This is a genomic window from Gordonia insulae (assembly GCF_003855095.1).
Taxonomy (GTDB): Bacteria; Actinomycetota; Actinomycetes; order Mycobacteriales; family Mycobacteriaceae; genus Gordonia; species Gordonia insulae.
On sequence record NZ_CP033972.1, the window covers coordinates 3,486,993 to 3,499,980 of the forward strand.

11 protein-coding genes and 1 pseudogene are annotated in these 12,988 nt (G+C 65.5%); 1 reads left to right on the forward strand and 11 read right to left on the reverse strand.

What is annotated here, in order from left to right:
• Window positions 1-21 precede the first annotated feature (21 nt).
• Together D7316_RS15835 and D7316_RS15840 are read right to left on the reverse strand one after the other, a co-directional pair.
• Window positions 22-831, reverse strand: coding sequence for an enoyl-CoA hydratase/isomerase family protein (locus D7316_RS15835; RefSeq protein ID WP_124711380.1), 810 nt, complete (start codon window positions 829-831; stop codon window positions 22-24).
• Between the two features lie 43 nt (window positions 832-874).
• On the reverse strand, window positions 875-1,657 hold the full coding sequence (locus D7316_RS15840) for an enoyl-CoA hydratase/isomerase family protein (RefSeq protein ID WP_124709099.1): 783 nt from the start codon (window positions 1,655-1,657) through the stop codon (window positions 875-877).
• Window positions 1,658-1,916: 259 nt separating this feature from the next.
• Between D7316_RS15840 and D7316_RS15845 the strand changes: the two genes are divergently transcribed.
• On the forward strand, window positions 1,917-2,633 hold the full coding sequence (locus D7316_RS15845) for a FadR/GntR family transcriptional regulator (protein WP_124709100.1): 717 nt from the start codon (window positions 1,917-1,919) through the stop codon (window positions 2,631-2,633).
• 128 nt (window positions 2,634-2,761) lie between these two features.
• Here D7316_RS15845 and D7316_RS15850 read toward each other — a convergent pair whose 3' ends face one another.
• The 9 genes and pseudogenes from D7316_RS15850 to D7316_RS15890 all read right to left on the reverse strand — a co-directional run bounded on the left by D7316_RS15850 (window position 2,762) and on the right by D7316_RS15890 (window position 12,987).
• Complete coding sequence (locus D7316_RS15850; RefSeq protein WP_124709101.1) at window positions 2,762-3,811, reverse strand: LLM class flavin-dependent oxidoreductase; 1,050 nt, start codon at window positions 3,809-3,811, stop codon at window positions 2,762-2,764.
• A gap of 23 nt (window positions 3,812-3,834) precedes the next feature.
• A pseudogene (menB, locus tag D7316_RS15855) lies at window positions 3,835-4,676 on the reverse strand (1,4-dihydroxy-2-naphthoyl-CoA synthase).
• Between the two features lie 2 nt (window positions 4,677-4,678).
• Entirely contained in the window at window positions 4,679-5,437 is a 759-nt protein-coding gene (locus D7316_RS15860; protein ID WP_124709102.1) for an SDR family NAD(P)-dependent oxidoreductase, read from the reverse strand.
• Between the two features lie 38 nt (window positions 5,438-5,475).
• The gene (locus D7316_RS15865) at window positions 5,476-6,705 is read right to left on the reverse strand and encodes an acetyl-CoA hydrolase/transferase family protein (protein ID WP_124709103.1); all 1,230 of its coding nucleotides are present in this window, start codon (window positions 6,703-6,705) and stop codon (window positions 5,476-5,478) included.
• A complete protein-coding gene (locus D7316_RS15870) occupies window positions 6,705-7,904 on the reverse strand; it encodes a thiolase family protein (protein ID WP_124709104.1) in 1,200 nt (399 codons plus the stop codon). Before D7316_RS15870 ends, D7316_RS15865 begins: the two co-directional genes overlap by 1 nt.
• A 1-nt stretch (window position 7,905) precedes the next feature.
• A complete protein-coding gene (locus tag D7316_RS15875; protein ID WP_124709105.1) occupies window positions 7,906-8,697 on the reverse strand; it encodes an SDR family NAD(P)-dependent oxidoreductase in 792 nt (263 codons plus the stop codon).
• Window positions 8,697-9,863, reverse strand: coding sequence for an acyl-CoA dehydrogenase family protein (locus D7316_RS15880; RefSeq protein WP_124709106.1), 1,167 nt, complete (start codon window positions 9,861-9,863; stop codon window positions 8,697-8,699). The genes D7316_RS15875 and D7316_RS15880 overlap by 1 nt, the downstream gene beginning before the upstream one ends.
• A gap of 70 nt (window positions 9,864-9,933) precedes the next feature.
• Window positions 9,934-11,001 carry an acyl-CoA dehydrogenase family protein gene (locus D7316_RS15885; protein WP_124709107.1) on the reverse strand — a complete coding sequence of 356 codons (1,068 nt, stop codon included), beginning with the start codon at window positions 10,999-11,001 and terminating at the stop codon, window positions 9,934-9,936.
• Window positions 11,002-11,010: 9 nt separating this feature from the next.
• Window positions 11,011-12,987, reverse strand: coding sequence for an AMP-binding protein (locus D7316_RS15890; RefSeq protein WP_124709108.1), 1,977 nt, complete (start codon window positions 12,985-12,987; stop codon window positions 11,011-11,013).
• Window position 12,988: the final 1 nt, after the last annotated feature.

The following is a 12,988-nucleotide window of genomic DNA, read 5'->3' on the forward strand; positions in this document are numbered from 1 at the left end:
GTGTGTGGTGTCGCGGAACGGTCATCGGCCCTGGAAGACCGGTGCCCGCTTCTCTTTGAAGGCGGCGAGGGCTTCGGCCATGTCCGGACTCCGGGTGAGCAGCGCCTGCCCACGGTTCTCGAGTTCGAGCGCGGCGGCGTACGAGCCGACCTCCAGATTCGCTTGCAGGGCGCGCTTCGAGAGCTGCACTCCGCCGGGGGAGTTGGTCACGATCTGCTCGGCAAGGGCGAGCGAGTCAGCGAGGACGTCGTCAAGGCTGACCGAGTTCACCAGACCGAGTTCCTCGGCTTCGGCCGCCTCGACGATGCGGCCCGTGAAGCAGATCTCGCTGGTCTTGGCCGGGCCGATCAGGCGGGTGAGCAGCCACGAGGTACCAAGGTCCCCGGCCGACAGTCCGATTCGGACGAACGCCGCGTTGAACTTCGCCGTCGTGCCCGCCAACCGGATGTCGGCGGCCAGGGCGAGAGAGAATCCACCGCCCGCGGCGGCGCCGTTGACCGCCGCGATGACCGGCACCCGCAGAGACCGGATAGCGGACAATGCGCGGGCGGCGCGTTCCTGCTGATCGAGCATGCCGAGCGCCCCCAGGTTGGGCAGATCGTCGGCGTCGGCGAGGTCATACCCGGAGCAGAACGCCTTTCCTGCGCCGGTGAGAATGACGACCCGGCAGTCGTCCTCGGTCTCCAACCCCCACGCGAGCTGTTCGAGCTCGACGAACATCAGGTTGGTCATCGCGTTGTATCGGTCGGGTCGATTGAGCGTCACAACGACGATGCCCGGCTTGACCTCCTCGGCGAGCAGGGTTTCGAACCTCGTGTCCAGGGTCTTCATCATCGAACTCCTCGTGCTGGTGTGTGATGTGGTCGACTACCGATCAGCGGAACTGCGGTCTGCGCTTCTCGACGAATGCAGTGATGCCCTCCGCTGCTTCGCCGTCCTCGAAGAGCGTCTGGATCTGGTCGACCTCGAACCGCGCGCCGTCGGCGAGCGGAAGGTCGAACGCCCCGTCAACGGTGCGGACCACGGCGAGTTGTGCAGGCAGGGACGGCCCGACGAGTTCGTCCGCGAACGCCAGTGCAGCCTCGACGGCGCTGCTGTCCGTCAATCGGTCCACCAGCCCGATCCGATATGCCTCGTCGGCCGGGACCTGCCGCGCTGTCAACATGATGTCGAGAGCGCGCCCACGCCCGACGAGTCGGGGCAGGCGCTGAGTCCCGCCAGCGCCCGGAATCAATCCGAGCTTTACCTCGGGGAGTCCGAGCTTGCCGTTCGGCCCTGCCACGCGCAGGGTGCATGCCAGGGCCAGCTCGAGCCCACCGCCCAGCGCGATACCGTCAACGGCCGCGATGGAGATCCAGCCGGCCGCGGCGATCCGGTCGTTGACCTCGCGCATCTTGTCGCCGTACGCAGTGAACGATTCGGCATCGATCGACGACAGGTGTTTGATGTCCGCGCCGGCGGCAAAGAATCCCTGCTGCGCCGAGGCGATCACCATGACCTTGACGTCGCCCGCCTTCTCGGCGGCGTCCATGGCGAGGTGGAGGCCGTCGAGCAATGGGATACCCAGCGCGTTGGCGGGTGGACGTTCCAAAGTCACGGCGACGATTCCTGGTTTGACCGTCTTCCAGGTGACGACATCTTGCGCCTGGTCTGCCATACGTCCTCACATTTCGCCTACTGACCCCCGTTCGACGGTCAGATACTCCTCCCTGGAAGCTATCCAGTCCGCCCGTTCAAGTCAACCATTATTTTGGTACGACCAAAAGACGTTTGAGCAACACTCCCTGCGTATGGGGTCGCGACGACAAGGGCGTTGCTGTTAAATTAGGTACGACCAAATGCACAGAAAGCAGGTGGCAATGCCCGAGTCGCCCTCGTCGAGCGCGGTCGCGCGACACCCGGTACAGCTGCAACCAATGCAGGTACCCAAAGCATCAGATGTACTCGCCAACGACCTCCGCGAGCGCATCCTTCGTAACGAGTTCCCCTCGGGCACCGCGTTGCCCCCGGAACGCGAGCTGGTCACCCAGACTCGCATGAGTCGCACCACGGTCCGCGAAGCGTTGCGAATCCTCGAGGTTCAAGGACTCGTCACGATCAAGACGGGGCGGTCGGGTGGTGCGTTCGTGCAGCAACCGGGGGGCGATGCACTCGCCACGTCGGTGAGTCTGCTCATCCGCGGACAGCAGTTGAGGTTGACGGCCCTACTGGAGACCCGCGAGGCCATCGAGCCGGCGTGTGCGAGCCTTGCCGCGAAGTACCGGACCGACGACGATCTGGCAGCGCTCGACGCCGCCAACACCGCGATCGGCGACCTCGATCTGTCTCTCGAGTCGTTCCTACAGGCGAACGTGGACTGGCACCTCGCGGTGGCCACTGCAAGTCACAACGAACTGCTCACGGGCTTCATGAGTGCGCTGTCCCACGCGATCTACACGTCGACGGAGAACAAGGCCTTCGTGGACGACGACGTGCGCAGGACGACCTACAAGGCGCACAAGACCATCACCGACGCGATCAAGGCCGGCGATTCTGCTGCTGCGATGCGTCGTATGACCAAGCACGTGCACGGCTATGCAGAGGCGGTGGTCCAGGTCGAGGAGCGCACGAAGATCGACCTGGGCGAGTCCTGAAAGGGTTCAGGTCTCGATACGCCGCCTCGCGCCAGGGCGCTCGGAGGCGTACTCGACCAGCGGTCAGTCGATTTCCGATGATCGAGGAGGCGACGAGCGCGAGGAGCCGTATCGAGATCGGCCGAGGTTCAGACTGTCGCGGGTGACGACAGGTGCTGCCGAAGGCCCGCCAGGATCTCCGTGTTGATGTTCATGGTCTCCTCGTCGGAGAGCCCCCAGGGCGGAGCGATCAGGTCGAGGTGGTCGAAACCGGAGGGGATGCGGCCGAGCGCGGCAGCGAATTCGGGCGGCCGGCAAGCGATCGCGATCGTATCGATCATCTCGTCACTCACCGCACGCACGAGCGCATCGGTATCGCGATCCCTGGCTGCCTGCCGGATCACCTCCTGCGCGGCACTCCAGCCGTGCAACTCGAACAGCCGGTCGTAGACCCGTGAGGCCGCGTACTGGCCGATGGCGAACGCCGCCTGCCGACGTGCGAGTTCGACATCGTCATTGATCGCGCAGATGCGAATACCCATGATCGTGACGTCGGCGGGGTCGCGTCCCGCACGTTCGGCACCGATCGCGATCTCGTCGGCGACGGGCCCTCGTACGTAATCAGCGGTGAACATCGGGTGACCGACGAGGCCGTCGGCATGCTCACCCGCGGTGCGCAGCATGAGCTTGTTCACGCCCGCTATCCAGAGCGGGATGGTCGGCCGAACCGGTTCCGGCACATCGGAGGTCGGCCTGATATGGATGCTGTAGAACCGGCCATCGTGATCCACCGGCCCCTCGTGCAGCCGCCACAACGCCTTGAGAACGGTCAGCAGCTCGGCCATACGCGCCGCGGGTGCTTCGCCACTGACGCCGTGCCAGGCCTCCATCATCTTCGGTGTCCCGTTGCCGAGTCCCAGGATGATGCGGCCGCCCGACAGTTCGTCCAGGTCACGAGCCTCCGCTGCCCACATGAGTGGGCTGCGGCCCACACCGTAGGCGATGTTGGTTCCGATCGCGATGGTGTCGGTACCGGCAGCCAGCGCGGCCATCGGGATCGTCGCGGACCTGCTGTACAGCTCACTGGTCCAGACCGCGGCACATCCCACCGCTTCCGCCTCACGGGCCAGCTCGGTCATCGTCTCGAATCGACGACGACCACTACCCACTCCGAATGCATTGACACCGAAAGTCGCCACGGTAATTGTCCTTTCATCGAGCATCAGGCGCGCCGGGGGAAGCGGTCGAACTCGGGCCTGCGCTTGGCCTTGAATGCCTCACGCCCCTCCTTCGCCTCTTCGCTGGCGTAGAACAGCAGATTGGTGTCATGCGCGAGTTGTTGGATGCCGGCGAGTCCGTCCTCGGCGGCATGAAAGCTCGCTTTCATCAACCGTAGAGCCATCGGTGAGAGTTCGAGCATCTCCCGGCACCACCGCACGGTCTCTCGTTCGAGATCGGCCAGCGGTACCACAGTGTTGACCAACCCCATCTCCAGCGCCTGCTCGGCGCTGTACTGACGGCAGAGGAACCAGATCTCCTTGGCCTTCCGGATCCCGACCATGTCGGCCAGCAGTCCGGCCCCGAAGCCTCCGTCAAACGATCCGACGCGCGGACCGACCTGCCCGAGACGGGCGTTGTCGGCGGCGATCGTCATGTCGCACACGATCTGCAGGACGTGCCCGCCCCGATCGCATACCCGGCGACCATCGCGACGACCGGCTTCGGCAATCGGCGGATCTGCACCTGTAAATCCGTGACGTGGAAGCGCCCGACCGCGTCGGGCCGGTCGGGCTCGGTCAGATAGCCCGTGTCCCCGCGGACCCGCTGGTCACCGCCCGAGCAGAACGCCTTGTCGCCCTCCCCGGTGAGCACGATGACCCCGATACTCGGATCCTCGCGTGCATGGGTCAATGCCTCGGAGATCTCGATGAGTGTCTGGGGCCGAAAGGCGTTGTGCACCTCGGGTCGGCAGATCGTGATCTTCGCGATGCCGTCATCGGTCCGGGAGTAGTCGACGTCCTCGTAACGACGGACCGTAGACCACTCGACCGTTGGAGTGGTCACCGTCAGGCCATCGTGAGGCCGCCGCTGACCGACAGGGTCTGACCGGTGATGTATCCGGTCTCGTCGGAGGCGAAGAAGGCGACTGCTGCAGCAATGTCGGCCGGGAGGGCAAGGCGCTTCATCGGCACGGCACGGGTCATTCCGCCGAGCACCTTGTCGGCGTCCTGGCCGGAGTTGTTCGCGAACTTTCGAAGCGCCGGGGTGTCGGTGGGTCCGGGGCACACGGTGTTCACGGTGACGCCCTTGGTCGCGACCTCGCGCGCGAGCGTCTTGGTGAAGGCGATGATGCCGCCCTTGGCGCCCGAGTAGACCGCCTCCAGCGACGAGCCGACACGTCCCGCATCGGAGCCGATGTTGATCACCCGGCCGAAGCCCCGCTCGATCATGCCGGGCACGACGGTGTGGTTGACACGGAGCGCGCCCTTGAAGTTGATGTCGAGGATCTTGTTCCAGAAGTCCTCGTCGGTGTCGAGGAACTTCATGAAGTCATCCCAGCCCGCGTTGTTGACCGCGACGTCGATCGGGCCGAGCTCCTGCGAGACCTGTTCGACCGCAGCCTTCACCGAGGCTGTGTCGGTGACGTCGATCGGAACCGCGATGGCCTCTCCCCCGGCCGCGACGATCTCCTTCGCGGTCTGCTGCGCGACCTCGAGGTTGAGGTCGGCGACGGCGACTCGGAAGCCGACCTCGCCCAGCTTCCGGGAGATGCCTTCGCCGATGCCCTGGGCGCCGCCGGTGACGAGCGCAACTCGATTGCTCATGACTTGGTGTCCTTTCGTTGGTGTGGTGTCTGCTTGTCTCATGCAGCGGCTTCCACCGCGTTCGTGAGTTCGTCTCGGAACTCGGGAGCGGCGACCGCGATCAGTCTGCGCCGCCGCTCGGCGAGTGGTTGGCCCCGCAGGTGTGCGATGCCGTGTTCGGTCACCACACAGTCGACGTCGGCGCGTGCTGTCGTCACGACGCCTTCGTCGAGCGTGAACTTGATCGACGATCGCCCACGCATGGTGGAGCGCAGGGCAACGATCGAGCATTTCCCGGTGAGGGCGGCAGCTCGCGCGAAGTCGACCTGCCCACCGACCGCCCCGAGATAGGTGCCCCTGCTCATCTCCGCACCGACCTGTCCGGTCAGGTCGACCTCGATCGCGAAGTTGACCGCGACCAGCGAGGAGAGCTGCGACAAGACCTGTGGCGCATGGGTATAGCTGGTCGGCCGGAACAATACCGGCGCCGCGGCTATCCGCGCGTACATGTCGGCCGAACCGAGCGCCGTACCCGCCACGGACAGCCCGGGGTCGATCTGTTTGCGCGCGCCGGTGATGACGCCTTTGTCGATCAAACTGAGCACGCCGTCGGTGATCATCCCGGTGTGCACGCCGAGATCCTTGTGACCGGCAAGCGCGTCGAACACTGCAGCGCCCGTCGAACCGATACCCACCTGGAGGGTGTCGCCGTCGTCGACGAGTTCGGCGATGTACTCGGCGATCGCCCGATCCAGATCGCCGGGTGCGCGGCGCGACTCCTCCTGCAACGGCCGGTCCGTTTCGATGGTGGACACGAATCGACCCAGCGGGATTCGCGGGGACCCGGGTACCACCGGCATCTGCTTGTTGATCTCGGCGAAGAGCAACGACGTGTGGGCGATGGCGTCCGCCATGTAGTCGACGCCGATACCCAAGGAGCACATGCCGTCCGCATCGGGCGGTGCCACCTGCAACAGGCCCGCATCGCACGGCAGCCGATGCTCGGCGAACATCCGCGGAAGTGCCGAATAGTGACACGGCACGACCTCGAGCTGGTCGGTCGCCCCGAGATCACGCAGCGCGCCCAGCCCGCCATACGACACCATGGTGTCGGTCGGCGAGATGGCCTGCGCCAACTGATCGTTCCAGCTCAGTCCAGTGAACAGCCGCAGCGGTCCGAGCTCCGGTGCCTGCTCGAGGAGTTCGTCGACGAGCGGGCGCGGCTCGGCGGCCGCCTGACTCCACCACACGCCCGTCCCGGGTTTGAGCAGTCCCCCGAAGTCCACCATCAGTCCACTCGCTCGATCAGGGTTCCGGTTCCGAGACCACCACCGCAGCACATGGTCACCAGTCCCAGATGGCTGTCCCGTCGTTCCATCTCGTTCAGGATCGTGGCGATCAGACGCGCCCCGGTGGCACCGACCGCGTGGCCGAGGGCGATCGCGCCGCCGTTGACGTTGACGCGGTCCTCGTCGGGTTTGAGTTCACGCTGCCATGCCAGCACCACCGAGGAGAACGCCTCATTGACCTCGAACAGGTCGATGTCGTTGATCGTCAGTGCGTTTCGCTCGAGAAGCTTGTGTGTCGCCGGGATGGGACCGGTCAGCATGATGATCGGATCGACACCGACGGTGGTCTGATCAGCGATGCGCGCACGCACCCGCAGACCGTGTCGATCCGCGGCTTCGCGTGTGCACAGCACGACCGCCGCCGCACTGTCGCAGATGGGGCTCGACGACCCCGCCGTGATGCGGCCGTTCTCGGGGCGGAATACGGCCTTGAGCTTGCTCAGCGTCTCGAGTGATGTTCCCGAACGTACGGTTTGGTCGCCGGTGCGGACCTCGCCATCCAGTTCCATCGAGACCATCTCGTCGACGAACCGACCGGCCTCGATGGCATCAGTCGCCAATGCGTGCGAGCGCACGGCGAACTCGTCCATCTCCGCGCGCGAGATGCCCCAGCGTTCTGCGATGAGTTCGGCGCTCTCCCCTTGCGTGACGAAGTCGTAGCGTTCGCGCAGTTCAGCCGGCCATGGCTCGCCATAGAGTTCGCTGATCTTGGCGGGCGAGTTCATCGGCACATGACCCATGTGTTCGACGCCGCCGGCGATCACGATGTCGTGCACTCCGGAGGACACCAATGCGGCAGCGAAGTTCACCGCCGTCTGCGCCGACCCACACCGACGGTCCAGTGTGGTCGCGGGCACCTCTGCCGGATATCCGGCCTGCAGCCAGGCATTTCGGCCGATGTTGCGGGACTGTTCACCGAACGGCGCCGTACATCCGATGACGAGATCTTCCACCACACCCGGGTCGATACCCGTGCGTGCGACCAGATCCTGGTAGCACGCGGCGAGCATCGCGTTCGGATGGGTGTCGCGGAACCAGCCCTTCTCGGGATGCGATTTGCCGATGGGGGTACGCACCGCCTCGACGATGACCACCTCTCGTCCCGCGTTGACGAAGGGGCCGGACACCTTTGCTCCCATGTCAGATCACCGTCCCGCCGTCGACCGGCAGGATCTGCCCGGTGATGTAGGCAGCCGCATCAGAGGCGAGAAACACGAAGGTCGGCGCGATCTCGTCCGGATATGCCCAGCGACCCAATGGGATTCGCGCCAAGGTCTTTGCCGCGAGCTTTTCGTTGCTGCGGATGTTCTCGGTCATCGCGGTGGCCGCGAGGGGTGCCACCGCATTCACGGTGACCGACTGCCTCGCCAGCTCACGAGCGAGCGACTTCGTCAGGCCGATGATGGCCGCCTTTGCCGCTCCGTAGTTGGCTTGGCCGATCGTGCCGGTCAGTCCGGCCGCCGATGTCACATTGATGATCCGGCCTGTGCCGTCCTCGGGCAGCACGTCCAGCGCGGCGTGGCTGCAGTGGTAGCTACCCATCAGGTGGGTGTCGAGCACCCTGCGGAACTTTGCCTCATCCATCTTCGGGAACATTGCCGGCGCGATCACGCCGGCGTTGTTGACGAGGATGTTCAGTGTCCCGCTGCCGAGTTGAGCAGCCGCGGCCACCGCATCCCGCGCGTTGTCGGCGTCGCAGACATCCAGCGCGAAGGGCTCCGCCGTGCCACCGGCGGCGGTGATGCGTTGGCTCACCTGGGCCGCCGCGTCCTTGTTGATGTCGGTGACGAGTACGGCGGCGCCCGCAGCGGCGAACGCTTCCGCGACGGCCGCGCCGACGCCACTGCCGGCGCCGGTGACGAGTGCGGTGCGTCCACTGAGCCCGAAGACGCTGATTCCCTTGGGCTCCGAAGATCCCGAATAGTCACTCATCAGTAGCTCCTGGGTAGGCCGAGGACGTGCGATCCGAGGTAGTTCAAGATCATCTCCTGGCTGATCGGCGCGATTCTGGTCAGCCGGGCTTCGCGGAAGTACCGGGCAACGTTGTATTCCTCGGAGTAGCCCATTCCGCCGTGTGTCTGCAACGCACGGTCGGCTGCTTCGAACCCCGCGTCGGCACACAGATACTTCGCGGTGTTCGCTTCTCGGCCACAGGGTTTCCCGTTGTCGTACAGCCACGTCGCCTTGCGGAGCATGAGTTCGGCCGCGTCCAGCCGCGCGAGCGACTCGGCGAGCGGGAACTGGATTCCCTGATTCTTGCCGATTTGCCTGCCGAAGACCTCGCGGTCGTTCCCGTACCGGACACCGGCACGAAGCGCGGCCCGGCCGATACCGAGAGCCTCTGCGGCGACGAGACACCGTTCTGGATTGAGGCCGTCGAGAATGTACTTGAATCCCTGGCCCTCCTCGCCGACGCGGTCTTCGATCGGGACCTCCAGATTGTCGATGAACAACTCGTTCGACGTGACCGCGTTGCGCCCCATCTTCTTGATGGGTCGGATGTCGACCTTGTCGCGATCGAGATCGGTCAGGAAGAGCGTCAGACCGTCGGTCTTACGCGGAGATTCGTCGAACTTCTGGGTGCGGGTCAGCAAGAGGATCTTCTCCGACTCCACGGCCTTGGAGATCCACACCTTACGGCCGTTGACGACGTACTTGTCGCCGTCCCGCTTGGCGAACGTGGTGATCTTGGTCGTATCGAGGCCGGCTCCCGGCTCGGTCACGCCGAAGCACACATGCAGATCCCCGTTGACGATGCGCGGTAGCGTTCGCTTCTTCAGTTCCTCGCTGCCGTGCACGATGACCGGGTGCATACCGAAGATGGACAGGTGCATCGAACTGGCACCGTTCATGCCCGCACCGGAGGCCGCGACCTGTTCCAGAAGGATCGACGCCTCGGTGATCCCGTACCCGTGGCCGCCGTACTCCTCCGGGGTCGTGATCCCGAGCCAGCCCCCCTCGGCGAAAGCGTTGTAGAACTCCGTCGGGAATTCGTGCTTCTCGTCCTTTTCCTGCCAGTACTGGTCATCGAACTTCGCGGCGAGTTCGGTCACCGCATCACGAATCGTGATCTGGTCCTCGGTCAGTTCGAAATCCACGTCAGTTCTCCATCTCCTCAGTCCTGGCAACTATACCAATGGACTGACCAAATAACGCAAGGGGTTGTGATCAGGTTGTTGCGGCGGGTTCGTCGAGCAGGGACGCGGCGATGCGCTCGTTCCAGGTGCCCGGGGCGCCATAGAGGGTCCGGTCCAGCTTGGCGCGCTTGTAGAAGAGATGCAGATCGTGCTCCCACGTGTAGCCGATGGCGCCGTGGACGGTGAGCGACGATTCGGCCACGTCGGCCACCACCTTGGTGACCTGGGCCTTCGCGACTGCCGCAATCGTGTCGGCGTCCGGAAGTCCGGCGTCCACCGCCGCCGCGGCGTAGAGCGCGATCGAGTACGACGACTCGACGGCGACGAGCATCTGGGCGGCGGCATGTTTGACCGCCTGGAACGCCCCGATGAACTGGCCGAACTGCTTTCGTTGTTTGCTGTAGTCGACCGCCAACTCGAGCATGCGTTCGGCGGTTCCGAGGGCGTCGGCGGCCACGAGGATCGCCGCCAGCGCCGAGGTCCGTGAGAATGGACCGTCATCGTGCGCGACGAATCCGTCGGCCGCGGCACCGCTGAACTCGACGGTCGCCGCCGCGCGTGAACGATCCAGCAGATTCGTTGCGGACAGGGACGCCGCCGATGCCGCCACCCGTACCCATCCGGGACCGTCGGCACCCTCGACCGGCACGACGAAGACATCGGCGTCGACAGCCCCGAGGACGTGGGTCACCGTGCCGGAGACGGTTGCACCGTCGATGGTCAGCGGCGCCCACGTAGGTGCGCGATCGGCACGAAGAGCGAGAGCGAACTTCTGGTCGCCGGCCAGCTGGGCAGCCAACTCCTGGTCGCCGAGCAGCGGCGCAACAAGGGCTGCGGCGAGCCATCGCGAGTCGGGAACCGCTGCGCGGCCGAACTCCCGCGCGGCGAGCGCCAGCTCGAGAACCCCACCTCCCTGGCCTCCGGCCTCCTCGGGATACCCGACTCCCCACCAGCCCTCGCCGATCAACGCGTCGGCGAAGCGCGACGAGTCTCCTGTGGCCTGCAACTCCCGGACCGTGTCGGTAGGGAACTTGGCGGAGATCCATTCGCGCAGTGATGACGCGAACAGCTCCTGTTCATCGGACAGTTCCCAGTGCATGGGCGCTCCTCACTTCACAGCCGCGTCGGGTGCGGCTTCTCGGTCGGCGCCGTGCACAACGGCACTGATCGCCTCGACGGCCTCAGGGTTCTCCGCACTCGACAGGTCCCCGGGGTCGGTGCCCATCGCCGCGGCGCGAACAGCGCGGCGGAGGATCTTGGCAGAACGGGTCTTCGGGAGGGCGTCGACCGTCCAGACCTTCGCCGGTGCGAACGGTTTGCCCACGCCGGTGGCCACCAACTGCCGCAACTCATCAGAGACACCGCCGGTGGGCACACCGGGACGGGGAACCCAGAAGGCCCACACGGTTTCGCCCTTCTTCGGGTCCGGGACGCCCACCGCCGCAGCCTCCGCCACTGCGGGATGCGTCGTGAGTACCGATTCGACCTCGGCCGGGGCGAGACGCTTGCCAGCGACATTCATGACGTCGTCGGATCGGCCCAGGATGTACCAGCGGCCGTCATCGTCGATCAGCGCGAAGTCGCCATGACACCACATCCCCGGGAAGGTGGACCAATACGATTCGAGGTACCGTTCGCGATCACGCCACACGCCCCGGGTCATCGCCGGCCACGGCTGCCGGCAGACCAGCTCGCCGATACTGCCGCGCAACGGCTTCCCGTCGTCGTCGACCACATCCACGTCCATCCCGAGCGACGGCCCGCCCAGGGAGCAACTCGGGATGGACTCCACCGGGTAGGGCGCCAGGAACGAGCCGCCCACCTCGGTACCGCCGGAGAAGTTGATCACCGGAACGCGTCCGCCGAATACTGTTGCGGCCAGCCAATCGTAGGAGTCGGGATCCCACGGTTCACCAGTCGATCCGAGTACTCGCACCGACGACAGGTCGCGCTTGGCGATCTCTTCGAGCGGCGTCGATCTGATCGCCCGGATCAGGGTCGGCGAGACTCCCAGCATTGTGACGCTGTGACGCTCGGCGAGATCCCAGAGCCGGCAGGTGTCCGGCACATCGGGAGAACCTTCATACAACAGAAGCGTTGCGCCGTTGGCGTGCGTACCGAATGACGCCAACGGGCCCATGACCCAGCCCATGTCGGTGATCCAGCAGAACGTCTCGCCCGCCGAGATGTCGAACGAGTACGCCACCTCGGTCGCCACCTTGATGGTGAAGCCGGTGTGGGTGTGGACGGCGCCCTTGGGTTTTCCGGTGGTACCCGACGTGTAGCCCAGCATGAGCGTCTGCATGGCGGGGAACGGATGGAACTGGTGTGGTTCCCGCGCGGGGTCGATGAGCGCATCCCAGCTGACTGTCGCGACGTCGGCGCCGCCGACGTCGACTACGCCGCCGACGTTGCCTATGGTGATGATCGAAGAGACCGACGGCGTCTGCGACAGCGCCTTGGCGAGTTCGTCGGCCATCGGCACGGTGCGGCCCCGTCGAATGGTGCCATCCGCCACGACGACCGCCTTGACCTCGGCATCGTTCAGTCGCGACGCGATCGCCGGCGCGGCGAACCCGGAGAAGAGGGGGACGAGGATGGCTCCGATACCGGCCGTGGCATACAGCGCGACAACAGCTTCCGGGATCATCGGTAAGTAGATACCCACTGCATCGCCCTCCCCGACACCGAGTTCGATCAGTCCCGCCGCGACGCGGCCGACCTGATCGGCGAGTTCGCGGTAGGTCATCGTCCGGACCGTCCCGTCCTCGGCCTCATGGACAACGGCTGCGCGGTCCGCACCGTCGGCGAGCCACCGGGTGATGCACGCGTCGACGGCGTTGAACGTTCCGTTGACGAACCAATCCGGGAATTCCGCGCCGCGGGAGGTGTCGAGGACCTTGTCGTACGGCGTCGCGAACGGGATGCCCAGGTCCTCGATCGCCGATTCCCAATACCAGGACACGTCGGCCGTCGACCGCTGTCGGAGTTCGTCGATCGACTCGATGCCGTGTGCGCGCCCGAGGCGCAACACGTTGGCGTTGTCGATGTAGTCGCTGGTCGGATTCCACGTGTATGTGCTCATC

What these genes read in the sequence shown, in the direction of transcription:
- D7316_RS15835 (WP_124711380.1), bottom strand. Translation starts at nt 831, where the DNA reads ATGAAGACCCTGGACACGAGGTTCGAAACCCTGCTCGCCGAGGAGGTC.
- D7316_RS15840 (WP_124709099.1), bottom strand. Translation starts at nt 1,657, where the DNA reads ATGGCAGACCAGGCGCAAGATGTCGTCACCTGGAAGACGGTCAAACCA.
- D7316_RS15845 (WP_124709100.1), top strand. Translation starts at nt 1,917, where the DNA reads ATGCAGGTACCCAAAGCATCAGATGTACTCGCCAACGACCTCCGCGAG.
- D7316_RS15860 (WP_124709102.1), bottom strand. Translation starts at nt 5,437, where the DNA reads ATGAGCAATCGAGTTGCGCTCGTCACCGGCGGCGCCCAGGGCATCGGC.
- D7316_RS15865 (WP_124709103.1), bottom strand. Translation starts at nt 6,705, where the DNA reads ATGGTGGACTTCGGGGGACTGCTCAAACCCGGGACGGGCGTGTGGTGG.
- D7316_RS15870 (WP_124709104.1), bottom strand. Translation starts at nt 7,904, where the DNA reads ATGGGAGCAAAGGTGTCCGGCCCCTTCGTCAACGCGGGACGAGAGGTG.
- D7316_RS15875 (WP_124709105.1), bottom strand. Translation starts at nt 8,697, where the DNA reads ATGAGTGACTATTCGGGATCTTCGGAGCCCAAGGGAATCAGCGTCTTC.
- D7316_RS15885 (WP_124709107.1), bottom strand. Translation starts at nt 11,001, where the DNA reads ATGCACTGGGAACTGTCCGATGAACAGGAGCTGTTCGCGTCATCACTG.
- D7316_RS15890 (WP_124709108.1), bottom strand. Translation starts at nt 12,987, where the DNA reads ATGAGCACATACACGTGGAATCCGACCAGCGACTACATCGACAACGCC.